19 protein-coding genes are annotated in these 25,109 nt (G+C 67.6%); 6 read left to right on the plus strand and 13 right to left on the minus strand.

Features of this window, described 5'->3' with window-relative positions:
- The first annotated feature begins 9 nt into the window (after positions 1 to 9).
- The 3 genes from B3098_RS07700 to B3098_RS07710 are packed head-to-tail and all read left to right on the plus strand — an operon-like array spanning position 10 to position 1,495.
- A complete protein-coding gene (locus tag B3098_RS07700) occupies positions 10 to 624 on the plus strand; it encodes a TetR/AcrR family transcriptional regulator (RefSeq protein ID WP_279971827.1) in 615 nt (204 codons plus the stop codon).
- Positions 621 to 1,064 carry a PaaI family thioesterase gene (locus tag B3098_RS07705; RefSeq protein ID WP_279971828.1) on the plus strand — a complete coding sequence of 148 codons (444 nt, stop codon included), beginning with the start codon at positions 621 to 623 and terminating at the stop codon, positions 1,062 to 1,064. Before B3098_RS07700 ends, B3098_RS07705 begins: the two co-directional genes overlap by 4 nt.
- On the plus strand, positions 1,061 to 1,495 hold the full coding sequence (locus B3098_RS07710) for an NAD(P)-binding domain-containing protein (protein ID WP_175137304.1): 435 nt from the start codon (positions 1,061 to 1,063) through the stop codon (positions 1,493 to 1,495). Before B3098_RS07705 ends, B3098_RS07710 begins: the two co-directional genes overlap by 4 nt.
- Here B3098_RS07710 and B3098_RS07715 read toward each other — a convergent pair.
- The 12 genes from B3098_RS07715 to B3098_RS07770 all read right to left on the minus strand — a co-directional run bounded on the left by B3098_RS07715 (position 1,466) and on the right by B3098_RS07770 (position 18,052).
- Positions 1,466 to 2,233 (minus strand): phosphatase PAP2 family protein, encoded by a 768-nt coding sequence (locus B3098_RS07715; RefSeq protein ID WP_175137303.1) that lies wholly within the window; start codon positions 2,231 to 2,233, stop codon positions 1,466 to 1,468. The two genes, B3098_RS07710 and B3098_RS07715, sit on opposite strands and share 30 nt — an antisense overlap.
- A gap of 45 nt (positions 2,234 to 2,278) precedes the next feature.
- On the minus strand, positions 2,279 to 3,070 hold the full coding sequence (locus tag B3098_RS07720; protein ID WP_175123022.1) for a metallophosphoesterase family protein: 792 nt from the start codon (positions 3,068 to 3,070) through the stop codon (positions 2,279 to 2,281).
- Entirely contained in the window at positions 3,067 to 4,041 is a 975-nt protein-coding gene (locus B3098_RS07725) for a diacylglycerol/lipid kinase family protein (RefSeq protein ID WP_286894348.1), read from the minus strand. Before B3098_RS07725 ends, B3098_RS07720 begins: the two co-directional genes overlap by 4 nt.
- 81 nt (positions 4,042 to 4,122) lie before the next feature.
- Positions 4,123 to 5,922, minus strand: a complete 1,800-nt coding sequence (locus B3098_RS07730; RefSeq protein WP_286894350.1) for a gamma-glutamyltransferase family protein — start codon at positions 5,920 to 5,922, stop codon at positions 4,123 to 4,125.
- Between the two features lie 160 nt (positions 5,923 to 6,082).
- Entirely contained in the window at positions 6,083 to 7,576 is a 1,494-nt protein-coding gene (locus B3098_RS07735) for an ABC transporter substrate-binding protein (RefSeq protein WP_286894352.1), read from the minus strand.
- Positions 7,577 to 7,800: 224 nt separating this feature from the next.
- Positions 7,801 to 8,700: a LysR family transcriptional regulator gene (locus B3098_RS07740; protein ID WP_175123026.1), complete on the minus strand. Its 900-nt coding sequence runs from the start codon at positions 8,698 to 8,700 to the stop codon at positions 7,801 to 7,803.
- Positions 8,697 to 9,356: a helix-turn-helix transcriptional regulator gene (locus tag B3098_RS07745; protein ID WP_279971835.1), complete on the minus strand. Its 660-nt coding sequence runs from the start codon at positions 9,354 to 9,356 to the stop codon at positions 8,697 to 8,699. Before B3098_RS07745 ends, B3098_RS07740 begins: the two co-directional genes overlap by 4 nt.
- Before the next feature lie 58 nt (positions 9,357 to 9,414).
- Positions 9,415 to 10,872, minus strand: a complete 1,458-nt coding sequence (locus tag B3098_RS07750) for an efflux transporter outer membrane subunit (RefSeq protein WP_286894354.1) — start codon at positions 10,870 to 10,872, stop codon at positions 9,415 to 9,417.
- Between the two features lie 10 nt (positions 10,873 to 10,882).
- Positions 10,883 to 13,984 carry a MexW/MexI family multidrug efflux RND transporter permease subunit gene (locus B3098_RS07755; RefSeq protein WP_286894356.1) on the minus strand — a complete coding sequence of 1,034 codons (3,102 nt, stop codon included), beginning with the start codon at positions 13,982 to 13,984 and terminating at the stop codon, positions 10,883 to 10,885.
- A 15-nt stretch (positions 13,985 to 13,999) separates the two neighbouring features.
- Complete coding sequence (locus B3098_RS07760) at positions 14,000 to 15,130, minus strand: efflux RND transporter periplasmic adaptor subunit (protein WP_286894357.1); 1,131 nt, start codon at positions 15,128 to 15,130, stop codon at positions 14,000 to 14,002.
- Positions 15,131 to 15,305: 175 nt separating this feature from the next.
- Positions 15,306 to 17,279, minus strand: coding sequence for a BCCT family transporter (locus B3098_RS07765; RefSeq protein ID WP_175137295.1), 1,974 nt, complete (start codon positions 17,277 to 17,279; stop codon positions 15,306 to 15,308).
- 149 nt (positions 17,280 to 17,428) lie between these two features.
- Positions 17,429 to 18,052, minus strand: a complete 624-nt coding sequence (locus tag B3098_RS07770) for a TetR/AcrR family transcriptional regulator (protein WP_175137294.1) — start codon at positions 18,050 to 18,052, stop codon at positions 17,429 to 17,431.
- 232 nt (positions 18,053 to 18,284) lie between these two features.
- On the opposite strand from B3098_RS07770, the gene B3098_RS07775 reads away from it, so the two are divergent.
- Genes B3098_RS07775 through B3098_RS07785 form a run of 3 tightly spaced genes read left to right on the plus strand, consistent with a single transcriptional unit; the run spans position 18,285 to position 24,021 of the window.
- On the plus strand, positions 18,285 to 19,376 hold the full coding sequence (locus tag B3098_RS07775; protein WP_175137293.1) for an efflux RND transporter periplasmic adaptor subunit: 1,092 nt from the start codon (positions 18,285 to 18,287) through the stop codon (positions 19,374 to 19,376).
- Complete coding sequence (locus B3098_RS07780) at positions 19,373 to 22,558, plus strand: efflux RND transporter permease subunit (protein WP_286894359.1); 3,186 nt, start codon at positions 19,373 to 19,375, stop codon at positions 22,556 to 22,558. Before B3098_RS07775 ends, B3098_RS07780 begins: the two co-directional genes overlap by 4 nt.
- 2 nt (positions 22,559 to 22,560) lie before the next feature.
- Positions 22,561 to 24,021 carry an efflux transporter outer membrane subunit gene (locus tag B3098_RS07785; protein WP_286894360.1) on the plus strand — a complete coding sequence of 487 codons (1,461 nt, stop codon included), beginning with the start codon at positions 22,561 to 22,563 and terminating at the stop codon, positions 24,019 to 24,021.
- A gap of 144 nt (positions 24,022 to 24,165) precedes the next feature.
- Here B3098_RS07785 and B3098_RS07790 read toward each other — a convergent pair whose 3' ends face one another.
- Positions 24,166 to 25,083, minus strand: coding sequence for a DUF808 domain-containing protein (locus B3098_RS07790; protein WP_286894362.1), 918 nt, complete (start codon positions 25,081 to 25,083; stop codon positions 24,166 to 24,168).
- Between the last annotated feature and the right edge of the window lie 26 nt (positions 25,084 to 25,109).

Consider the following 25,109-nt stretch of genomic DNA (forward strand, 5'->3'; position numbering starts at 1 on the left):
CCGAGCGCCATGCCCACCCCATCCCCTCGTGCCGACCGCAACGAACGCCTGAGCGCCCTGCGCAGGCAGATCATCCTGGACGCCGCGCAGCGCGTGTTTGAACGGGATGGTCTGGAAAAGACGACGATCCGGGCCATCGCCAAAGAGGCTGGTTGCACGACGGGCGCCATTTATCCCTGGTTTGCGGGCAAGGAGGCGCTTTACGGGGAACTGCTGGACGGATCGCTGCAACGGCTGCACGCGCATCTGGCGCAGGCGGGCGATGCCGAGACGCCGCAGTCGGCCGCGCGCGGCGTGATAGGGGCGTTTTTTGCCTACTACGCGCAGCGGCGCACGGATTTTTCGCTGGGGATGTATCTGTTCCAGGGACTGGGCCCGCGGGGGCTCGGCCGGGACATGGACGAAAAGCTCAATGGCCGGTTGCGGCAATGCATCGATCTGATCGGCCAGGCGCTGTCGCGCACGAAAGGCTGGCGGGACGAGACCGTTCAGGCCGAGCAGATGAACGTGTTCACCTATTTGATGGGACTGTTGCTGCTGGTGCACACCCGCCGCCTCAAGTCGCTGGGCCAGCAGGCCGATGCGCTGCTGGACAACTATTGCCACGCCCTGGAACAACGATGACCGCAACCGCCCTCGCCGCCGATGCGCACGCGCCGCAGATCAGCCTTGCCGACTTTCACGTGCTGCTTGCCGACCAGCATCCGTTCTCGATGCTGCTGGGGATCGATGTGCTGCACATCGGCCACGGCACGGCGCACGCCGTACTGCCCGCCCGGGACACGCACCAGCGGCTGGGCGGCATTGTTGCCGGACCGATGCTGATGGGACTGGCCGACCTGGCCATGTATGCGGCAGTCGTGGGCGCCACCGGGCAGGCCCACGCGGTCACGGCCAGCCTGACCATCAATTTCCTGCGCAAAAGTCCGGCAGGCGCCATCCATGCGCATGCCCGGCTGCTCAAGGTGGGCCGGCTTTCCGCGGGCGAAGTCGTGCTGACCGGCGAAGGCTCGGACGAGCCGGTCGCGCATATCGTGAGCACGTGGTCGGTACCCAAGCCATGAGCCCGCGCGTCAGCATCGTCGGCATGGGCAGGATCGGCACGATGGCCGCGCGGCGGCTGCTGGCCGCCGAGCCCGACATTGCGCTGACCCTCTATGACATCGAGGCGGAGCGGTGCGAAGATTTCCGTGGTAACGCGACGCTGGCGACCTCGGCGCGCGAAGCCTTGGCGGAGTCAGACACCATCGTGCTGGCCCTGCCCCGGGAGCGCGAGATCGATCGCACGCTGGAGCGCTTCAGCGACGGACAGGTCACTGCGCCCATTGCCGGCAAGCTGATCATCGATCTGGACCCGCCACCCGCCGACCGGATGCGGCAGCTTGACCGCGCCATCACCTGCGCGGGCGGGCGCTACACCTGCGCGCCCATGCAGGCGCCCGCCGCGGACGGCATCGAGGCGCGCCTACTGGACGCGCTGAACCGTCCTGCCTGACACGTGCAGCCGTTCGACGGCCGCCACGCACAGGACCAGCCATCCCAGGCTGACCGCGAATCCGGCTACGACATCGCTCGCAAAATGCACCTGCAGCAGAATGCGGCTGAGACCGATGGCCATGATGAGCGCGGCCATGAACGCCACGCAGGGCAGACGCCACGCGGGTGGCGCGAATCGCCACATCAGGTAGCAGGCCGTGCCGTACACAGCCATTGCCGCCGACGAGTGGCCGCTGGGGAAGCTCCAGCCGGTCGCCATGGCGTAGCCGTGATCGTGGTCGGGCCGCACGCGCTCGAACGTGTGCTTGAACAGCCAGTTCAGCGCGCCGTTCAGGCCGGTCGCGACCGCGCAGAAGAGCGCGAGCTGCCACGACCCGCGCCATAGCAGCGCAATCGTCATCAACACGGCGACGACCGTGAGCAAGTTGCGGTCACCTAGATACGTGATCCAGGACAGCAACCAAAGCATGGACGTCGACATGGACATGCTGAGCGCATTGGCGAGCGCGCTGTCGAACGCCACGATCGTCCCGCGGCTTTCGACGGCCAAGGCCAGCGCCAGAAACAACGCAAAGGAAATGCCCGCCGTCGCGGCGAAGAGCGCGGCACGGCCGTTGCCGGACAGGCGGCCGTGGCAGCGCATGAAGAGCAGCGCCACGCCGCCCGCGACCAGCGGCAGCGCGACAAACAAAGAGAGGGCATGGGCTGCGGCCCATGCCGCGTAGACATCGGTCATGTATGCGCCATCAAAAAGAAAGGTGCGCGTGGGCCGCGCGCCCTGCTACAACGAGACCAGCGTCTTGTCGACCGGCGCGAAGGCATGCGCGCCCGCCGCGTAATCCCACCGCTCGACGTGGCAGACCTGCTGGCCTTCCTCTTCAGAGCGGGTGATCACGCCCAGCGAGTTGGGCACGGTGCCCCGCACCCGGTGCGAGCAGGTCGTCCCGGCCTGGACGATCCAGCCAGCCGGTCCGGTGGGCGCGGTCAGCGGCAGCACGTAGGGCAAGTGTATGTGACCGCCCAGCACCAGGTCGACACCCGCCTGGGCCCAGGCCGACAGCGCACGCTCCCGGCCGATCAGCAGATTGGACAGGTCCGATTCGACCTTGGCGCGCACCGGGTGGTGCGCCACGACGAGGCGCAACTGGCCTGGCCGGGCTTGCCGCAGCCGCTGGGCGACGCGAGCGATCTGGGCATCGGAGATCTCGCCATCCTTGTGGCGTTTTGGCCGCGTGGTGTTCACCCCGATGGCGAGCACGCCATCGTTTTCGAACACGGGCTCGAGGATCGGGCCCAGCGCGCGCTTGTAGTTGCCGTAGGGATTGAGGGCGCGTGCGAATACGTTGTACAGCGGGATGTCGTGATTGCCGGGCACCGCCAGCACGGGCAGGGCCAGACGCTCGATGAAGCGGCGCGCGGCGGCGAACTGGCTGCGGCGCGCACGCTGGGTGATGTCGCCGCTGAGCACCACCAGATCGGGCGACAACTGCCGCGCCAGGTCCAGCACGGCTTCGACGACCGCCTTGCGCTCCGTGCCGAAATGGGTGTCCGACAAATGCAGGATACGCGTCATGAGCGGTCCAGAAGCTCGGGGTCCGCCGGCACCACCAGGGGCAGGCGATCGCTGGCCACCTTGAATTCAAGCGGCGTGTCCATCCAGGATATCTCGCCGTCCATCGCCACCTTGACCCGGCGGCGCCCGCGCACACCGACCGTCAGCTTGTCGAAGGCGAAGCTGATGACGTTCTCGGCGTCGCCCATCCGGCTGAGCAAACCGCGCACTAGCAGGCCGTACAGGGCCAGCGTGCCCACCGGCCGCGCCGCCATGGCGATCAGCCGATTGCGGTCGAGCTCGTCGTGCTCGATGCCGATGTGTTCCAGTTGCAGCTTGTTGTTGCCCACGACCAGCGTCGGCGACCGCAGACTGCGCGACTTGCCCTCGAATTCGAGCTGCAACCCCAGCTGGCGCGGTTGGCGCCAGAGCGTGACCAGGCCTGACCACAGCGCAACCCAGCGCCTGCGCCCGTAGCGTTGCTTGTAGGCCTCGCGGTCTTCGAGCAGTTGCGGATACAGGCCGAGGCTGGCGTTGACGAGAAACAGTCGGCCGTTCAGCAGGCCGACCTGAACGGGCCGGATGGTGCCTTGCAGGAAGCCGCGCAGCGCCACCTCGGTTTCCTGCGAAATGCCGTAGGTGCGGCCGAAGTAGTTGAAGGTGCCTTGCGGCAGGATGCCGAACGGCACGCCCTGTCCGAGCACCGTGGACGCAACGGCATTGAGCGTGCCGTCGCCGCCCGCGGCGATGACGACGCCCTGCTCGTCCTGGGCGCGCTTGACCGCCTGGCGCGCCACGTCCATCAGCCGCGACGGATCGCCGACCGGCATGAGTTCGTAGCGCCGCCCGGCCTCGTCGAGGATTGTCCGGATGGTGTCCTGCAAGACCTGCGCATCGCCGCGTCCCGATCCTTTATTGAGGACGATGAATAAGGGTTCTGTTCCCGTGAGGGGTCGAGCCGCTGTTGCCGGGCTCTGCTCGGATGGCGTCATGCGACAAACATACCCTAAGCGGGTAAACCGCCGCAAGACGCCGCACGGCGCACGCTTTGTAAGAAAGCGTGCGCCGTCCGTTCAACGGCCGACGGCGTACGCCTGCATCAGGCGCGGGGTGGCGGCCGCATGCAGCAGTCCGTCCGCGTCACGCGAGGCGGCGGTCAGCCGGCCGACCGACCACTCGGGCAGTTCTTCGATCTGGTGGCCGCGCTGGCGCAGGGCCGCAATGACCTCGGCGCCGAAGCTGGCCTCCAGCGCCAGATGACCGGGCTTGCGGTCGCGCGGGTAGAAGGACGTGGGAAAGTGCATAGTGTGCGACATGGGCAGGTCGATGGCTTCCTGCAGATTCAGGCCGTGGTGCACGTGTCGCAGGAAGAACAGCAGCTGCCATTGTTCCTGCTGGTCGCCGCCCGGCGTGCCGAAGGCCAGGTACGGCTTGCCATCGCGCAGCGCGAGCGACGGGGTCAGCGTGGTGCGCGGGCGCTTGCCCGGCGCCAGCGTGCCAGGCAGGCCTTCTTCCAGCCAGAACATCTGGGCGCGGGTGTTCAGGCCGAAGCCCAACTCCGGAATGACGGGCGAGGACTGGAACCAGCCGCCGGACGGCGTGGCCGAGATCATGTTGCCCCAGCGGTCGATCACGTCCACGTGCGTGGTGTCGCCGCGCTTGGCCGACGCGCGCATGTCGGCAAGGGTCGGTTCGTTCGTGGCGCTGCCGGGCGCGGTGACGGGCGACAGGCGCTCGAGCGTGTCCATGACGCGCGCGACCTGCGCCTCGAAGCCGGGCACCTGGCCGGGCAGCAGGTCGTGCGACGCGCCCTCCCCGATCAGTTGGCGGCGTTCGGCGTTGTACGCGTCGGACAGCAGATGGGCCAGCGGCACGTCGATGAAGGCCGGGTCGCCGTAATAGGCTTCGCGGTCGGCAAAGGCGAGCTTCATGGCCTCGGTCACCCGGTGGATGAACTCGGCGCTGGTGGGACTGACGCCCGCCAGGTCCATGTCTTTCAGGATGGCGAGCGTCTGCAGGAAGACCGGCCCCTGGCTCCAGGCGCCGGCCTTGGCGACCGTGTAGCCGTGATAGTCGTAGGTCAGCGGCTCGTCGTAGCTGGCGGACCAGCCGGCCAGGTCGTCGGCCGTGATGACGCCGCGATGGGTGGCGCCGCTTTCGTCCATGACGTCGGTGTTGCGGGCGAAGCGGTCGATCTCGTCGGCGATGAAACCTCGGTAGAACGCGTCGCGCGCGGCCTCGATCTGGCGCTCGCGGTCGGCGCCGGCCCCTTCGGCGGCTTGCAGCACGCGGGTCCAGGTGCGGGCCAATGCCGGATTGCGGAACAGCTTGCGGGCCTGCGGCACCTGCCCGCCCGGCACGTAGACCTGGGCGGTCGTCGGCCAGTGGGTTTCGAAGAAGGCCTTCAGGCCGGCAATGGTGTTGGAGATGCGCGGCATCAGCGCATGGCCGTGTTCCGCGTAATAGATGGCGGGTTCGAGCACGTCCCGCACGCGCATCGTGCCGTGGTCGCGCAGCAGCAGCATCCAGGCATCGAACGCGCCGGGGATCACGGTGGCGAGCAGGCCGTTGCCGGGAATGAGCTTCAGGCCTTCGGCGCGGTAGCGTTCCAGCGTGGCCGCGGCGGGCGTGGTGCCCTGCCCGCACAAGACCTCGACCTTGCCGGTGCGGGCCGAATAGAACACGGCCGGCACTTCGCCGGCCGGGCCGACCAGATGGGGTTCGACCACCTGCAGCACGAACGCCGAGGCGACGCAGGCATCGAACGCATTGCCGCCGCGCTCCAGCAGCGACATGCCGGCTGAGCTGGCCAGCCAATGGGTGGACGTCACGACACCGAAGGTGCCGAGGATTTCCGGGCGAGTCGTAAACATGGTGGGTCCTGATGTTGGGATGTAAGACCGATTCGGGTGTCTGACACCGAGACGCCCCACAGCAGCAAGTGACGCCATCCGGGACACCGCGGATCCGGCTCCGCCGGTCCGCTGGTGTCGCCCCCTTGAGGGGGCCCGCGTCAGCGGGTACGGGGTGGGCTTATTTCTTTACGCCCTTCAGGCGGATCAGACCGTCGGGGTACGGGACGAAGCCGTCCACCTTGGCCTGCACGCCGAACGTCCACGGCAGGTAGAACAGGTAGATGATCGGACGCTGGTCCTGCATCGCGGCCAGGACCTGGTCGTACATGGCGCGGCGCTTGGTCGTGTCGGCTTCGGCGCGGGCGTCGTTGAGCAGTTTGTCGACGGCGGGGTCGCAGAATTTGCCGTCGTTCAGGTTGCCCTTGCAACTCAGGTACTGGTGGATGTTGCCGCTGGGATCGACCCGGCCCGACCAGCCGCTCTGGCCGATCTGGAAGTCGCCGCGGGCCAGCGAGGATTGCAGCGAGGCGAACTCGACTGGGCGCAGCGAGATGTCGAAGCCTGCTTCGGCGCCCATGGCCTGCACCAGCTCGAAGACCTGCTGCATGGTGGTGTTGTTGCCGAAGGTGATTTCGACCTTCACGCGGTCGTAGCCGGCTTCCTTCAGCAGCGCCTGCGCCTTCTTGGGGTCGCGGCCCGGGCGGTCGAAGGACTTGTTGTACGCAAAGCTGGCGGGCGGGAACGGCTGGTGGGCGGGCTGGAACATGCCTTCGCCGATCACCTGGTTCAGGACGTCGCGATCGATGGCCAGATCCAGCGCCTGGCGCACGCGCTTGTCCTTGGCGAGCGGATGGTCGGCGCGCGCGCCGTTGGCCAGGTTCACGGAAATGGACTGGAAGCCCAGGCCGGTGACGGGCGCCAGTCGCAGGCTGGCGTCATCCTTGACGGCCTTGGCGTCGCTGGGCGCCACGCGTTCGATGATGTCCAGATCGCCGGCGCGCAGGTTGTTCAGGCGCACGGTGTTGTCCGGAATCGGCGTGTAGACGAGGCGGTCGAAGTGGTAATTGGCCGCATCCCAGTACTTGGGGAATTTCTCGAGCACGATGCGATCGTTCTGCACGCGCTCCTTGAATTGGTACGGGCCCGAGCACACGGGCTTGCCGCCGGGGTCCTTGTCGAAGCTGGCGGGCGAAATCATCATGCCGGCGCGGTCGGACAGCTGCGACAGCAGCGAGGCGTCCGGCTCCGACAGGTTCAGCACCACGGTGTGCTCGTCGGGCGCGTCCACGCTGGCAACGGTGGCCAGCTCGCTCTTGCGGTTGCTGTCGGGCAGCGTGCGGGCGCGGTCGAGGTTGGCCTTGACGGCGGCGGCGTTGATGGGGGTGCCATCGTGAAACACGGCATCCGTGCGCAGCTTGAAGGTCAGCTTCTTGTTGTCCGGGCCGACGGTCCAGGATTGCGCAAGCTGCGGCACGATCTTCAGATCTGGGGTGATGTCGACCAGCCTGTCGCACAACGAGGCGAACACGATGCGGCCGACAAAGGTGCGGGCGCGCGCCGGGTCCAGCACGTCCGGGTCGTCCTGCAGCCCGATACGCAGCGTGGACTGGGCGTTCGCCAATCCGGTGGCCAGCATTCCCGCCATGGCGATGGCGAGGCAAAGTTTACGCATGAATGATCTCCGTCGATTCCGTCAGGATCTGTCGTCTCGTGCGCGGAGGCACCGCCTGGCTGGGAGCAACAGACCCCGGGACGCGCCGCATCGCCGGGCCCATCCCCCTCGTGCGCACGCTGTTTGTTGTTGGATTCTGCGCCAGGCGCGCGGCGATTGTATAGACCGGCGGGTGACGCGCCGCCCACTATACGCCCGTGGCGGCCGCCTTGCGGACGAATGGCTCAGGGCAGGCGGCAAGGGGCCGAGAAATCGGCCGACGCGGCGACCGTGTCGCGCAGCATGGCGACCAGCGGCCGGGCGTCGTCGCGCCGGTACTGGAAGGCATAGGGCAAGGCGGCCAGTTCGGGCTCGCCGTGCAGGACGCGCAGGCTGCCTTCGGCCTGGAGCTTTTCGGCCCAATGGCTGGGCAGCAACCCCACGCCCGTGCCCTCGATCAGCAGCCCGACGATCGCGCCCCAGTTGTTGCAGCACAGGCGCTCGCCCGCGGATTCGCGTCCGCCGAGCCAGTCGTCGATGATGCGCGTGGTGCCCGCGCCTTCGGGCAGGGTCACGAGCGGCAGCCGGGCCAGCAAGGCCATCGTCATGCCGGTGTCGGCCGGTTGCAGCACCGAGGGCGCGGCGACCCAGGAGAAGTGCGCCTCGCCGATGGGCGATGACGCAATGCCGGCGCGGGAAGACCGGCCGGCGATCACGGCAAAGTCCAGTTCGCCGTCCGCGACGCGCTGTTCCAGCACCTGGCCGATGTCCACGTACGGCTCCAGCACCAGCTCCGGGTAGGCCGCGCGCACGGCGCGTATCAACCCCGGCAGCCAGGTCAGCGCCGTCAGCTCGCCGACGCCGAAGCGGCAACGGCCTCGCAGACCCGGCATTTCGGTCATGGAGGCGCGGATCTGGTCGGCCGTGGCAAGCAGCCCGCGCGCTTGCGGCAGCAGGCGCTGGCCTGCGTCGGTCAGCACGGCCTTGTGGCCGCTGCGGTCAAAGAGGGGCTGGCCCAGCCCCTCTTCCAGTTCCGTGATGCGCTTGGACAGCGAAGACACCGACAGATGCAGCCGCTCGGCCGCCACGGCGAAACTGGCGCAGGTGGCGGCCCAGTAGAAGGCCTCGAGCTGCTTGAGCGTCATGGCCGCTGGCTGACGCGGTAGGCGCAACGCCGCGCGCCGGCCAGGATGTGTTCTTCGCGGTCGACCTGCACGCCCTCGCCCAGCACCTTGCGGAAGAGTTCCAGCTCGCTGCGGCAAAAGCCCATACAGGCCTTGGCCGCGAAGCAGATGGGGCAATGGTTCTCGATGAAGACGAAATCCGCGCCGTCTTCACGCAGTTCCGCCATGTAGCCCTCGGCGCTGCGCACGTCGACCAGGCGCGCGAGCCGCGCCTTCAAGTCCGGCGCGTCCTGCATCGCCTGCTGGTAGACATTGAGCATGGCGCCTTCGCGCACTTGCACCAGCTTGTCGATGCCATCGTCGCCGAACACCTGGCGCACGGCCGCGATCATCTGCACCGTCATCTCGGCGTGCGTGTCCGGGAAGCGCCCATGGCCGGCCTGGGTCAGGAACCAGATCTGGGTGGGCCGGCCGCGGCCCGCGCTTTGGCTTTCGAAGTCGACCAGCCCGTCGGCATGCAGGCGCGTCATCTGCTGGCGCACCGCCTCGGCCGTCACGTCCATGGCGCGCGCGATGACCGCGATGGATTGCGGTCCGCGCGTCTTCAGGGTCATGAGCACGCGGTCCGCAGGCTGGTGCGGGGTCGCGGCGGCCGGGTGGGACAAGCTGTCAGACATGAGAGGTATCGATGCTCCGGAAGAAGGTTCCTATGGTGCCACGGACGGCTCGCAGTGGTCAGCCGGCGCCGGGCTGGCTCACCGCCACCGCGTCGGCGGGATGGGCCTGCCATCCGCCCCCCAGCGCCTTGTACAGCGCAATGAGGCGCGTGTAGGACTCGGCTTCGGCGACGGCCACGGCGTCCTGGGCGCGCAAAAGCGTACGCTGCGCGTCCAGCACGGTCAAATAGGCCGTGCTGCCTTCGCGGTAGCGCAGCCGGGCCAGTTCCACGGCTCGTCCGCTGTGCGCGGCGGCCTGCACCAGACTGCCCAGGCGCTGCTGCGTCTGTCCGTACTCGGCCAGCGCCTCCTCCACTTCCTGCACCGCCCGCAGCACCGCCTGCTCGTAGCGCGCCGCCTCGCCTTCCAGGCGCGCCTGGGCGCCACGCTTGCGGGCCAGCGCCGTGGGCAGATGGAAGGCGGGCCAGCCGGCGTCCGCCGCCACGCTGAACCCGCGGCTGGCCGCCGAGCCGAAGTCCGCGCCGCGTAGCGCAACGAAGCCCAGGAATCCGCCCAGGTCGATGCGCGGGTAGAGCTCGGCCGTCGCCACGCCCACGTCGGCATTGGCGGCGGCCAGGTTGCGCTCGGCGGCCAGCACGTCCGGACGCCGCGACAGCAAGGCGCCCACATCGCCGATGGGCAGCCGCGCCGTCAACGGCGCGAGCGGCGTCGCGGCATCCAGCGCACCCAGTTCGACCGGTCGCAGGGCCGCCAGCACCGCGATCCGGTACAGCGCCAGCCGGCGCGCGGTCTCCTGCACAGGGATGCTGGCCTGCACGGTCTCCAGCTCCGCCCGCGCGCTGGCCAGGTCGCCCTCGTCGCCGCGGCCGGCCGACACCATGGCCTGGGTCACGCGAAGGCTGTCCTCTTGGCTGGCGAGGTTGGCGCGCGCCACGGCCAGCCGCTGCTCGGCGCCGCGCAGCTCGAAATAGTTGCGCGCGACCTCGGCCGCCACCACGATGCGCGCCTGCGCCAGGTCGGCCGCCTGCGCCTCGCTGCGGGCAGCCGCGCCCTCGGCCGCGCGGCGCAGCCGGCCAAACAGATCCAGCTCCCAGGTCGCGTCGAAGCCCGCGCGATAGCTTTCGGCCAGATTGCGCTGGCCGGCGACGCCGGGGTTCGCCTGCGACAGGCTGCGCGCGTAACCGCCGCCCAGGGTCACGGCGGGCAGCTTGTCCAATTCCCTTTCGTCCAGCACCGCGCGCGATTCGGCAAGGCGCGCCTGGGCGATGCGGATATCCAGGTTGCGGGCGAGCGCCATGTCGATCAGGCGATCGAGCTGCGGGTCCTGCAATTGCTTCCACCATTCGCGCTGGACCTGGTCGGTGGAAAAGAGCGCCTGTTCGGGGCTGGCCAGGACGACAGGCGCCGGGTTCGGCTGTTGGTAATCCGGCCCGACGGCGCAGCCGGCCAAGGCCAGGGCAGCCAGCAGCACGACGGCACTGCGGCTCAGCCGGGGATAGCGGTGCAGCTTATTCATGTTCGATTCCTCAATGCGAGGCCGCGGCGCGCGCGTCCTCGGCGTCAGCCTGCGCCAGTTCACGGGCACGCGGCGTGTCGTTGGCCGCCCGGTGATCGCGGGCAAACACGGTGTAGACGGTGGGCAGCACGAACAGCGTGAACAGCGTGCCGACCAGCAGGCCCACCACGATGACCAGCCCCAGGCTGTAGCGGCTGTGCGCGCCGGCGCCGGTGGCGAACAGCAGCGGGATCAGCCCCATGACCATGGCGGCCGTGGTCATCAGGATGGGACGCAGGCGGATGCGGGCGGCCTGCTCCATCGCGGCCCGCCGGTCCAGCCCGTGGCTGACCTGCATTTCGTTGGCAAACTCCACCATCAGGATGCCGTGTTTGCTGATCAGCCCGATCAGCGTCACCAGCCCGATCTGCGTGTAGATGTTGACGGTGGCCATGCCCAGCGCCAACGGAATCAGCGCACCGCAGATCGACATGGGCACGCTCACCAGGATGATGAACGGATCGCGCAGGCTTTCGTACTGCGCGGCCAGCACCAGGTAGATGACGATGATGGCAAAGATGAAGGTGATCATCAGCGCCGAGCCTTCCTGCGTGAACTGGCGCGCGTCGGACTGCCAGTCGTAGCTGAAGCCTGCCGGCAGCGATTGCGCCTCACGCGTCAGGAACCGCACCGCGTCGCCCATGGTGACGCCCGGCATGGGAATGGCCTGGAACGTGGCGGCGTTCAACTGGTTGAACTGCGTGAGCTTGTTGGGCTCCACGCCCATCGACACCGACACCAGATTGGACAGCGGCACCTGCGCGCCCGAGGCGCTCTTCACGTGGTACTGCGCCAGCGCCTGCGGCGAGATGCGCTGTTCACGCAGGCTTTGCGGAATGACGTCATACGAACGCCCGTCCATGCCGAAGCGGTTGACGTAGTTTTCGCCCACCAGCACCGCCAGCGTGTCGCCGATGGCCTTCATGGTGACGCCCAGGCTGTTCGCCTTGCTGCGGTCCACCTTCAATTGCACAACCGGATTGGTGTAGTCCAGGTCGCTGTCCACCACCATGAAAAGGCCGCTTTCGCGCGCGGCCTTCTTCAGGCTCTCCATGGCGTCATAGGCCACGGCATAGTCCGACGCGCTCATCAGCACCATCTGCACGGGCAGCCCGCCGGTGGAGCCGGGCAGGGACGGCAGCTGGAACGCGAAGATGTTGCTGCCTTCCACGCCATTGGCCATCGCCTGCATGTCGGCCTGGATCTCGTCGGCCGAGCGCTTGCGGTCCTGCCAGTCAACAAAGTTCACGCCGCCGATGCTGTTGGACACGCCGTCGGATCCATTGATCAGCCAGCGTCCGTTCTGCTCGGGCAGCGTCTTCATGACGTCGTCCCACTTCTTGCCGAACTTCTCGACGTAGTCGATGTTGGCCTGCTGCGGCGACTTGATGGCGGTGAGCACCGTGGATTGGTCCTCGACGGGCGCCAGTTCCTGCTGCGCGGCGTTGTACAGGAACGGCAGGCTGGCCAATACGGCCACGGCCAGCACGCCGGTGACCCAGCGATGATGGAGCGACACGTCCAGCACGCGGCCGTAGGCATTGCCCAAGCGGCCGAAGAAGTGTTCCGCCTTGCGGGCCATCCAGCCGTCGGCCACCCGGCCGTTCAAGAGAAACGAGCTCATCACCGGCGACAGCGTCAGCGCGATCACGCCCGACACCACCACCGCCCCCGCCAGCGTGAACGCAAACTCCTTGAAGAGCGAGCCGGTCAGTCCGCCCATCAGCCCGATCGGCGCATAGACCGCCGCCAGCGTGATGGTCATGGCGATCACCGGCCCCGCGACCTCGCGCGCGCCGATCAGCGCCGCGCGCACGGGCGACTTGCCCTCTTCAATATGGCGGTGCACGTTCTCGACCACGACGATGGCGTCGTCCACCACCAGCCCGATGGCCAGCACCATCGCCAGCAACGTCAAGAGGTTCACGCTGAACCCGAACAGGGCCATGATGGCCGCGCCGCCCAGCATCGACAGCGGTATGGTCGCCACCGGAATCAGCACCGCGCGCAGCGAGCCCAGGCACAGGAAGATCACCGCCACCACGATGACGATGGCCTCCAGCAGCGTCTGCGTCACGCCGTCGATGGACGCGCTGATGAAGCGGGCCAACTCGAACGGCACCTGCACGCTGGTGCCGGGCGGCAGATTCTGCTTGATGTTGGGCAACAGGTCGTTCAGGCGCTTCACGATGACCAGCGGATTGCCGACGGGCGTGGCGTTCAGGCCGAAGTACACGGCCGGTTCGCCGTCCATCAGACCGCTTGAGTCCGAGGACGCCGCGCCCAGTTCCACCGTGGCCACGTCGCCCAGCCGGACAATGGCGCCGCCTTCCTGCTTGATGACCAGGTCGCGGAATTCGGCCACATTGACGAGATCGGTGTTGACCTGGATGTTGGACACCACGTACAGGCCCTTTGCCTGTCCGGGCGCCGCCTGCACGTTGTTCTGGCGCAGCGCGTCAGCCAGCTCGCCGGCGGAAATGCCGCGCGCCGCCATGCGGTCCGGGTCCAGCCACACGCGCATCGCCAGCTTCTGCCCGCCGTACAGCTCGACACTTGCGACGCCGTCGATGGACGAGAGCTGCGGCTGCACCACGCGCGACAGGTAGTCGGTCAGCGCGGCCAGCGACAGATTCGTGCTGGAAAAGCCCACGTAGGCGACGGCCGTCGCCTCGCCCGCGGACTTGACCAGCACCGGATCGTAGACGTCCTGCGGCAGGCGGTACTTGACCTCGTTGACCTTGGCCATCACCTCGGTCATGGCCTTGTTGGAATCGGCGTTCAGCTTCATCCGCACGGTAATCACGCTGCGGCCCTGCGTGGACGACGACGACAGGTAATCGATGCCTTCGACCGTGGCGACGGACTGCGCGATCGGCTGCGTCACGAAGCCCTGCATCAGGTCGGGCGAGGCGCCCGGGTACTGCGTGGTGATGGTGATGGTGGTGCTTTCGGTCAGCGGGTACTGCCGGACGGGCAGCCCGCTCAGCGCCTTGATGCCCAGCAGCAGGATAAGCGTGCTGACCACCAGCGCCAGCACGGGGCGGCGCACGAAAAGATCGGTGAACTTCATGGGAGCCTCCGTGCCTTACCGGGCTTGCGCCACGGTCTGCCCTGGCGCGGTCAGCGCGACGGTGTCGTTCGGCAGGATTTCGACGGCGGCGCCGTTATGCAGGCGCAGTTGGCCCGACGTGACGACCTGGTCGCCGGCCTTGAGCCCTTCGGTCACCACCACGCGGCCCCGCAGGCGTTCGCCGGTCTTCACATAGGCCTGGCGGACGGTGGGCGCCGCGCTGGCCGTGCCGGATTCCGGCGCGGCCACGACATAGACCGAATCGCCATAGGCGCTGTAGCTCACGGCCGTCTCCGGCACGGTGATGACGTTCGGGCGGTCGGGCAGGCTGATCCTGCCCTGCGCATACATGCCGGCGGACAGCGCGCCGTCCGGATTGGCCAGCAACGCCTGCACACGGACCGTGCGCGTCCCCGGGTCGACCTGCGGCTCCACGGTCGTGACCTTGCCCTGGAAGACACGGCCGGCGTGGGCGTCCACCGTCACAGCCAGCGGCTGGCCCACGCGCAGCGTGCCCAGCGCCTGTTCGGGCAGCGTGAGGTTGGCGTACACGGAGGACGCATCCGTCAGCGACACCAGCGGATCGCCAGCGCGGGCAAACTGGCCCAGGTTCACGCGGCGCACGCCCAGCACCCCATCGAACGGCGCCTTGATGCGTTTCTGGTCGATCAGCGCCTGCACGCGCCGCACGTCGGCAGCGGCCTGCTCATGGTCGGCCTGCGCCTGATCGAGCTGTTCGCGCGTCGCGGCCTGCAGCGGCACCAGCCGGCGCGTGCGGTCCAGCAAGGCCCGCGCGTTGCGCGCCTGCGCTTGCAGCCGCGCCAGCTCGCCCTGCTCGGGCGCGTCGTTCAGTTGCACGAGCAACTGCCCGGCCTTCACGGACTCGCCCGGCGTGAACAGGATCTGCGCGACACGACCATCGACTTCGGCGGGCACCAGCACCTGGCGCGTAGCCTCCAGCGAGCCGATGCCGGCCAGGACGACCGGAAAATCCGCCTGCACCGCGGCGGCCACCGCGACCTTGGCGGGCGGCATCGACCATCCGCCGCCCTGCGTTGCTGCTTTGGATTTCCAGTACATCGCCCCGCCGGCCACCGCCGCCACGGCCAGGGCGACAACCGCCCAAGCTCCTGCCTTCGCCTTCATTTTTCGCTCACTTTTTATTTAAACAAGAATTTGCTTGGATAATCCACGAATCGCGGGGATTCGTCAAAGCAGCGAAAGCAATGAAGGGGATAGCGGCGGCCTATGGGCGAAAAAAAGGCCACGCGATGCGCGTGGCCTAAGAGGAATGCGGAACGGGCGGATCAGCGCAATCGGCTCACCCGCGCACCATGTGCAGGTAATGGCGATGCCGCTCGTACTGATCCAGAATGTCGCCGATCACCGCGTCGCGGCTCCAGCCCATGATGTCGTAGTCCTGGCCGCCTTCGCGCAGATGGACTTCTGCGCGGAAATACTTGCGCTCGTCTTCGTCGGCCGCCTCGTCTGGCGTCAGGCTGGGCCGCACGAAGGCCTGCGGCTGGACGGCGTAGGAAAAGTCCAGATGTTCGCCGTGCGAGACTTCCAGGATCGCGCCGCCGTCGTCTTCGTCTTCACGCACCTCAACCGCGTAGCCCTGCTTGCGCAATTCATCGGCCACGTCTTCCAGGGCCGGCCGCACCACGTCCGAGATGAAGCGCAGCACGTGGGCGCGGCGCGGCATCATGACCATGTTGCGCAGGCGCCGTTCCCAGGACTGGCCGCCGCGCGCGGGGCGCGACAGCGTCAGCGACTGGTAGCGGATGCCCCGCTTGGTCGCGTCAAGCTTGAGCGCCTTGAACAGCCCCCATAGCGACAGCAGCAGGATGATCGAGAACGGCAGCGCGCTGGCGATGGTGGCGGTCTGCAGCGCGGTCAGGCCGTCGGCCAGCAGCAGCGCAATAGCCACCGCCCCCATGGACAGCGACCAGAAGATCCGCTGCCACACCGGCGTGCGGTCCGCGCCGCCCGAGGCCAGCAGGTCCACGACCAGCGCCCCCGAGTCGGCGGACGTGACGAAAAACACGGCCACCATTGCAATCGCAAAGACCGATATCACGCTGCTCCAGGGCAATAACTCAAGAAATGCGAAGAGCGCCAGGGAACTGTCCTTATCCACTGCCTGCGCCAGGCCCTGGTCGCCGCCCACCAGGATGTAGTAGATGGCCGTGTCGCCAAACACCGTCATCCAGAACAGCGTGAAGCCGGCGGGCACCAGCAGCACGCCGCAGACGAACTCGCGGATGGTGCGGCCGCGCGAGATGCGGGCAATGAACAGACCCACGAACGGCGACCACGCGATCCACCAGCCCCAATAAAACAGCGTCCACCCGCCCAGCCAGTCGGTCGGCTCGTAGGCGTACAGGTTGAAGGTCTTGTTGACGATGTCGGACAGGTAGGCGCCGGTGTTCTGCACAAAGGTCTGGAACAGGAACACCGTGGGGCCGGCGATCAGCACGAACAGCAGCAGGATCACGGCCAGCACCATGTTGGCTTCAGACAGGATGCGGATGCCCTTGTCCAGCCCGCTGGCCACCGACATCGTCGCCAGGCTGCAGGTGATGACGATCAGGATGATCTGCGGCACCACGCCGACCGGAATGCCGAACAGGTGATTCAGCCCGCTGTTCATCTGCGCCACGCCCAGGCCCAGCGAGGTCGCCACGCCCAGCACGGTGCCGATGATGGCGAAGATGTCGACCGCATGGCCGATCGGGCCATGGATGCGGTTGCCGATCAGCGGATACAGCGCGGACCGCAGGGTCAGCGGCAGGCCGTGACGGAAACTGAAGAACGCGAGCGTCAACGCCACCGCCGCGTAGATCGCCCAGGCGTGCAGGCCCCAATGGAAGAAGGTGATCTTCATGGACTCGCGCGCCGCCTCGACCGTGCCGCCCTCGCCCACCGGTGGCGACACGAAGTGCATGACGGGCTCGGCCACGCCGAAGAACATCAGCCCGATGCCCATGCCGGCGGAGAACAGCATGGCGAACCAGGTGAAATTACGGTAATCGGGCTCGCTGTGGTCCGGGCCCAGCTTGATGTCGCCGTACCGGCTGATCGCCAGGAACGCGACCGAGAGCAGAATGATCGCGACGACCAGGATGTAGAACCAGCTGGCGTTGCTGATGATCCAGGCCTGCATCGCGCCGAACAGGTCCTGCGCCGCCTTGGGCGCAATGATGGCAAAGGCGACGAGCAGCACGGTGAATAGGGCTGCGGAAAAGAAGACGGGCCGATGGATCGTCGTGCCGGATCGGGATTCCGAAGTCATGGATGCACTCCTTGTGCCCGAGGGTCGCGGAACATGGCGCTGGCCCCCTCAGCACGACCGGTGCACCGCCGGTATTACTATCACGGGCGCACCCAAGCTGACAATCACCTGAGTCAGGAATCGGAAGTTATCAGATCGGCGCCACGGTCTTATTCGGGCGTTGCGTCGCCGAAGACCACGCGGCGGAAGAACCCGGCCAGCACGGCCTCGGTCATCTCGGGCGTGACGGCCTGGGGATCGAAGGCATAGCTGAACTGCATGCCGTCGGACAGAGCCAGGAGGCCCAGCGCAAGCTGCTCGGCCGGCAGCGGCAGCGGTGTGCCGACGAGAGCCGAAAACTGGCGGATGTATTCGGTGGTGGCGGCGCGCAGTTCGCGCAGACAGGCGATGAACCCCACGCGGAAGTCCGGATCGCGCGCGGCCTGCAGCTTGCCTTCCATCCACAGCAGGAAACAGTCGTTTTCGCGATAGTGCGTGCTGTAGTAATCGAGCACGCGCGCTTCCATCTGTTGCCGGGTCTCGCCGGCTTCGAAGATGGCGCGCATGTCGGCCATGACGTTTTCATGGTCGCGCTTGAGCAGTTGCAGAAACAGTTCGGACTTGCTGCCGAAGTTGCTGTAGAACGCCCCGCGCGTGTAGCCCGCCTGCTCGGCGATGTCTTCGACGCTGGCCGCCACGAAACCCTTGGACAGAAAAATCGACTGGGCAGCGTCGAGCAGGCGCTGACGCGTCTGGTCACGGCTCTGCTCTCGGGTTAGGCGCACTTTTGACATGGGCGGAGTTTAGCACCGGCGACGGTTTCAGATTCAACATTGAATCCGGATACATGACTGTATTAGAATCCAGTCCGTATCGAGTCCGACTCGCCCTTTTCCTGCCCTTTTCCGCGCCGCGAGGTGTTTCGTGAATTGTCTTGGCCCGGCCGCGCGTTCCACCGCGCGCCACGCCGCTGCGGATGCAGCGCCGCTACCTCCCGTTTCCCTGCCCCACCGCCGGACACGCCTGATGGCATTGTCTGCCGTGCTTGCCCTGGCTGCCGCCGTGGCCGGCTGCGGCCGCGAGGAGGCGCCCGCCCCGGCGCCGCGTCCCGTGGTCGCCATGCCCGCGCAGGCGGACGAAGCCCTGCCCGCCTGGACGTTGCCCGGCGAAGTCCAGGCCCGCTACAGCACGCCGCTGTCGTTCCGCGTGGGCGGCAAGATCATCGAGCGCAAGGTGCGGCTGGGCGACACCGTCGCGCCCGGCCAGGTCCTCGCCAAGCTGGATCCGGCCGACGCGGCCAAGAACGCCGCGGCGGCGCGCGCCTCGCTGTCCGCGGCGCAGCACCAGCTGGACTACGCGCGGCAGCAGTTGGACCGCGACCGCGCCCAGGCACGTGAAAACCTGATTGCCGCGACGCAGCTTGAACAAACCCGCAACGCCTATGCCTCCGCGCTTGCGCAGCGGGACCAGGCCGCGCAGCAGGCGGCGCTGGCGGCCGACCAGCTCAACTACACCACCCTCACGGCCGACCACGCTGGCGTGATCACGGCAGAACAGGCCGACACCGGACAGAACGTGGCGGCGGGCACCCCGGTCTACCAACTGGCCTGGTCGGGCGACATCGACGCACTGTGCGACGTGCCCGAAAGCGTGCTGGCGGGATTGGCGATCGGCCAACGCGCCAGCGTCACGCTGGGTCCGTTGCCCGGCCAGACCTTCACGGCAGTGCTGCGCGAGATTGCACCGGCCGCCGATCCGCAAAGCCGCACCTACCGCGCCAAGCTCACGCTGGAATCGCCCTCGCCCGACGTCCGGCTGGGCATGACGGCCAACATCAGCTTCGACAACCGCTCGGCCAACGGGCAGACCACCTTTACCGTGCCGGCCACCGCCCTGTTCCATGAAGGCCGGGAGCCCGCGGTGTGGATCGTCAAGCCCGATGCCGACACGCTGGAACTGCGCCGCGTGCAGGTGCTTCGATACGACGCGCGCACCGTCACGCTGTCGCAAGGCCTGCAGGCCGGCGAGCGCGTGGTGTGGCAAGGCGTGCACACCGTGTCGGCGGGCGAGAAGGTGCGCCCGGTGCCGCCGCTGCATCCCGAGGACTTCGCGTCATGAGCGCCCCCGGCCAGGAAGGGGGCAAGCAAGCCAGCCAGGACGCCCATCGCCACGAGGAAGGCCGGTTCAACCTGTCGGCCTGGGCGTTGCGGCATCAACCGCTGGTGATCTTCATCATCACGCTCGTCACGCTGTTCGGCGTGCTGTCGTATTCGCGGCTGGCGCAGTCCGAAGACCCGCCCTTCACCTTCCGTGTCATGGTGATCCAGACCCTGTGGCCGGGCGCAACCGCGCAGCAGGTGCAGGAGCAGGTCACCGACCGCATCGCCAAGAAACTCCAGGAAACCGCCAATACGGACTTCCTGCGCAGCTACTCGCGGCCCGGCGAATCGCTGATCTTCTACACGATGAAGGACTCGGCGCCCGCCAACACGGTGGCCGACCAGTGGTACCAGGTGCGCAAGAAGGTGGGCGACATGCGGGCCACGCTGCCGCAAGGCGTGCAGGGGCCGTTCTTCAATGACGAGTTCGGTGACGTCTACACCAACATCTACACCTTGCAGGGCGACGGCTTTTCGCCGGCGCAGCTGCACGACTACGCGGACAAGCTGCGCACGGTGCTGCTGCGCGTGCCCGGCGTGGCCAAGGTGGATTACTTCGGGGATCAGCCCGAACACATCTATATCGAGATCACGAACACGCAGCTCACCCGGCTGGGCGTGTCGCCGCAACAGATCGCGCAGGCCATCAACAGCCAGAACGCCGTGCAGGGCGCGGGCACGCTGACCACGGCAGACGACCGCATCTTCGTGCGGCCTTCGGGGCAGTTTCCCAACAGCCGGGCGCTGGCGGACACGCTGATCCGCGTGAACGACAAGTCGATCCGGCTGGGCGACATCGCCACCATTCATCGGGGCTATGACGATCCGCCCGCGCAGCAGATGCGGTTCAGCGGGGAAACCGTGCTGGGCATCGGCATCACCATGCAGCCGAACCAGGACGTGGTGCGCCTGGGCAAGTCGCTGGACGCGAAGTTCAAGGAATTGCAGGCGCAACTGCCCGCGGGCCTCACGCTGAAGGAAGTCTCCAGCATGCCCACGGCCGTGTCGCATTCAGTCGACGAATTCCTGCGCTCCGTCGCGGAAGCCGTGGCGATCGTGCTGGCCGTGAGTCTGGTGTCGCTGGGCTTGCGCACGGGCATGGTGGTGGTGATTTCCATCCCCGTGGTGCTGGCCATCACGGCGCTGTTCATGGAGATGTTCGGCATCGGCCTGCACAAGGTGTCGCTGGGCACGCTGGTGCTGGCGCTGGGCCTGCTGGTGGACGACGCCATCATTGCGGTGGAGATGATGTCGGTGAAGCTGGAACAAGGCTGGAACCGCACACGCGCCGCCGCGTTCGCCTACACCAGCACCGCGTTTCCGATGCTGACCGGCACGCTGGTCACCGTGGCGGGCTTTCTGCCGATTGCGCTGGCCAAGTCCGCCACGGGCGAATACACGCGCTCGATCTTCCAGGTGTCCGCCATTGCGCTGATCACCTCGTGGTTCGCGGCCGTGGTGCTGATTCCGTTGCTGGGCTACCGCCTCTTGCCCGAGCGCAAGCGCGAGGCGCATCTGCCGCACGACCACGAACACGACATCTACAACACCCGCTTCTACCAGCGCCTGCGCGGCTGGGTGGCGTGGTGCGTGGACCGCCGCTTTCTGGTGCTGACCGGCACGGCAATTGTTTTTGCCGTGGCCATGGCGGGCTTCAAGTTCGTGCCGCAGCAGTTCTTTCCGAGCTCGGACCGCAGCGAGCTGCTGGTCGACGTGCGGCTGCAGGAAGGCGCGTCGTTTGCGGCGACGCTGCGCCAGGTCGAGCGTCTGGAAAAGGCGATCGAGGGCCGCCCCGAAATCGCGCATTCGGTCAGCTTTGTGGGCACGGGCGCCCCGCGCTTCTACCTGCCGCTGGACCAGCAGTTGGCCACGCCCAACTTCGCCCAGCTCGTCATCACGACACACTCGGTGGAAGATCGCGAAAAGCTCGCGCAGTGGATGGAACCAATGCTGCGCAGCGCCTTCCCTGCCATCCGCAGCCGTCTGTCGCGGCTGGAGAACGGGCCGCCGGTCGGCTATCAGGTGCAGTTCCGCGTCAGCGGCGACAAGATCCCGGACGTGCGAGCGGTGGCCGAGAAGGTGGCCGCCGAAGTCCGCGCCGACACACGTTCGGCCAACGTGCAGTTCGACTGGGACGAGCCTTCCGAGCGCTCGGTTCGCTTCGAAGTCGACCAGCAGAAGGCGCGCGAACTGGGCATCAGCTCCAGCGACATTTCCGACTTCCTGGCGATGACGCTGTCCGGCTACACCGTGACGCAGTACCGCGAACGCGACAAGCTCATCAACGTCAGCCTGCGCGCCCCGCGCGAAGAGCGCGTCGACCCCGCCCGCCTTGCCACGCTGGCAATGCCCACGGCGAACGGTCCCGTGCCGCTGGGCAGCATCGGCCAGGTGAAGTACGACCTGGAGTACGGCGTCATCTGGGAACGCGACCGCCAACCCACGATCACCGTCCAGGCCGACGTGATTGGCGGCGCGCAAGGCATCGACGTCACGCGCGCCATCGACAAGAAGCTGGACACGCTGCGCGCCGAGCTGCCGGTCGGTTTCCGCATCGAAGTCGGCGGCCCGGTGGAGGAAAGCGCCAAGGGCCAGACGTCCATCAATGCGCAGATGCCGCTGATGGCGGTGGCCGTGCTGACGCTGCTGATGGTGCAACTGCAAAGCTTCGCCCGCGTGCTGATGGTGGTGCTGACCGCGCCGCTGGGTCTGATCGGCGTGGTCGCCGCCCTGCTGCTGTTCGGCAAGCCCTTCGGCTTTGTCGCGATGCTGGGCGTGATTGCCATGTTCGGCATCATCATGCGCAACTCGGTCATCCTGGTGGATCAGATCGATCAGGACATCAGCGCGGGCCATAAACGCGTGGACGCCATCGTCGGCGCCACGGTCCGGCGTTTCCGGCCGATCACGCTGACGGCGGCCGCCGCCGTGCTGGCGCTGATTCCGCTGTTGCGCAGCAACTTCTTCGGCCCCATGGCGACGGCCCTGATGGGCGGCATCACCAGCGCCACGGTGCTGACGCTGTTCTTCCTGCCGGCGCTGTATGCCGCGTGGTTCCGCGTGAAGCACGATGAACGCGACGAACCTGAAGGCGTGCCGCCCGGCGCCAACGCGGGCGACACGGTGGAACGAGGAGCCTGACGATGCAACACACCATCCCTTCCGTTTGCCTGCGATTTGCCGCGCTGCCGCTGGTGCTGGCGCTGGGCGCCTGCGCTTTTGGGCCGGACAGCAGGCCGCCCGCGATGGCCGAACCCGCGCAATACGGGGTCGAGGCCGCCCCTGCCGCCGGCGCCGCCGCGCAGGGCGTGGCGCAGCGCTTCGAACGCGGCGCGCATCCGGTGCCGCAATGGTGGACGCGTTACCAGTCCGACGCGCTGAATGCGCTGGTTGAAGAAGGCCTGGCCAACAGCCCGGACCTGGCCGCCGCCGAACGCAATCTGGCCGGTGCGCGCGAGCAATTGCGCGGACAGGTCAATTCGTCGCTGCTGCCCACGGTGGACGCGGGCGTCAGCGCCACGCGCAACCGTGCGCTGACGATGCCCAACCTGCCGCAGCCCACTGCGCTCTTCAATGTCTTCACAGGTCAGGTGCAGGCCAGCTACAACCTGGACCTCTTTGGCGCGGCGCGCTTTGCCAACACGTCGCTCGCCGCGCAGGTGGAACAGCAGGCCTATCAGCTGGAAGCCGCGCGGCGTTCGCTGGCGGCCAACATCGTCACGGGTGCGATCACCTCGGCCTCGCTGGCCGAACAGGTGGCGTTGACGGAAAAGCAGGTGGTGCTGTTGCGGCAGGTCGCGCGCGATACGCAGCGCCGGTACGAACTGGGCGCGGCGTCGCAGAACGACGCGCTGGACGCGGATCAGGATGCCGCCACGCTGGAGGCATCGCTGCCCGGCCTGCGCGCGCGGTGGCATGCGACGCGTCACGCGCTGGCCGTGCTGCTGGGCCGCAGCCCCGATCAGGCGCCGCCGGATCTGGCCTTCAGCACGATCGCCGTGCCCGATACGGTGCCGGTGGTGGTGCCGTCGGAACTCCTGGCTTCCCGCCCGGACGTGCTGGTTGCCGAGGCGGCGCTGGTGGCAGCCGCGGCGGACGTGGGCCTGGCGACCGCGCAGCTCTTTCCGAGCCTGTCGCTGACGGCTTCCATGGGCAAGGGCGGGTTTGCGTGGGCGGATGCCTTGTCGGGCGCCGGTTCCATCTGGGCCATCGGCGCGTCGCTGACGCAGCCGATCTTCCACGGCGGGCAGTTGCTTGCCGAGCGCAGCGCCGCCAAGGCGCGTTACGAGGCTGCCGTGTTGCAGTACAAGCAAACCGTGCTGACCGCGTTCCGCGACGTGGCCGACACGCTGTCACGGCTGGATGCCGGCGGACAGGCGCTGGCATCAGCCGAAGCCTCACGGCGCTCGGCGGAGCTGTCCTATCAGAACACGGCCAAGCGCGTTCGGCTGGGTGCGCTGGCGCCTTACACCCAGTACGCGTCTGAGCAGCATTACGTGGCGGCGCGCCTGCGTGAACTGGAATACGCCAACGCCCGCATGACGGAAACGGCGGCGTTGTTCCAGGCGATGGGCTCGCCGGCGAGCGCCCCGCCGCAGCAGTAGCGGTCCCGGTCGGTAGAAGTAGCAGTAGCAGTCGATAGAAGTAGCGGTAGCGGTTCGCCACGGCCTTTTCGGCGTGGCGGTCTTCCGGGCGCCCCCGTTGCCCGGTCACGCCCGCCTGCCCGGCGCGCCGGACCCCGCTGCCTGTCAGCCCTTCTTGAACAGGCGCTTGACGAGGCTGACCACGCCCAGCACCACCACGCCAGCGACGATGCCGAACAAGGCATTGAGCAGCGTGGACACCAGCGCGTGAACGACGCCGCCCCCGCCAACCGCCGCAGCGGCGTGTTCGACGGCCGCATGCACCGGCGGGATGCCGTGGGTCAGGATGGCGCCGCCGACCATGAACATCGCGGCCGTGCCCACCACCGACAACGTCTTCATCAGATAAGGCGCCGCAGCCACGATGCGCTCGCCCATCCAGGCCAGCGCGCGCGACGATTTCTGGCTGAGGTACAGGCCCAGGTCATCCAGCTTGACGATGCCGGCAACCAGGCCGTAGACGCCCACCGTCATCCCGATGGCAATGATGGACAGCACTGCGACCTGCCGCGTGAAGTCGGCGCCGGCCACGGCGCCCAGGCTGATGACGATGATTTCCGCCGACAGAATGAAGTCGGTGCGCACCGCGCCTTTGATCTTGGTCTTTTCGAACGCCACCATGTCGACGGACTGGTTCTGCAGCGCCTCGGCGCGCGCAGCGTGGTGGCCTTCGGGGGATTCGCCGTGAGACAGGTACTTGTGCGCCAGTTTCTCGACGCCCTCGTAGCAGAGGAACGCGCCGCCCAGCATCAGGAGCGGCGTGATGGCCCAAGGCGCGAACGCGCTGATGAGCAGCGCCGCGGGCACGAGGATCAGCTTGTTGATGAAGGAGCCCTTGGCCACCGCCCAGACCACGGGAAGCTCGCGGTTGACCGGCACGCCGCTGACCTGCTGGGCATTGAGCGCCAGGTCGTCGCCCAGCACGCCCGCCGTCTTCTTGGCGGCCACCTTCGTCATGACGGAAACGTCATCCAGGATGGTGGCGATATCGTCGAACAACGCGAAGAAACTGCTTCCGGCCATCAAGAACCCCTGTCGCCCTGTAAGGT

Source organism: Achromobacter sp. UBA2119 (assembly GCF_002331005.1).
Taxonomy (GTDB): domain Bacteria; phylum Pseudomonadota; class Gammaproteobacteria; order Burkholderiales; family Burkholderiaceae_B; genus Achromobacter; species Achromobacter animicus.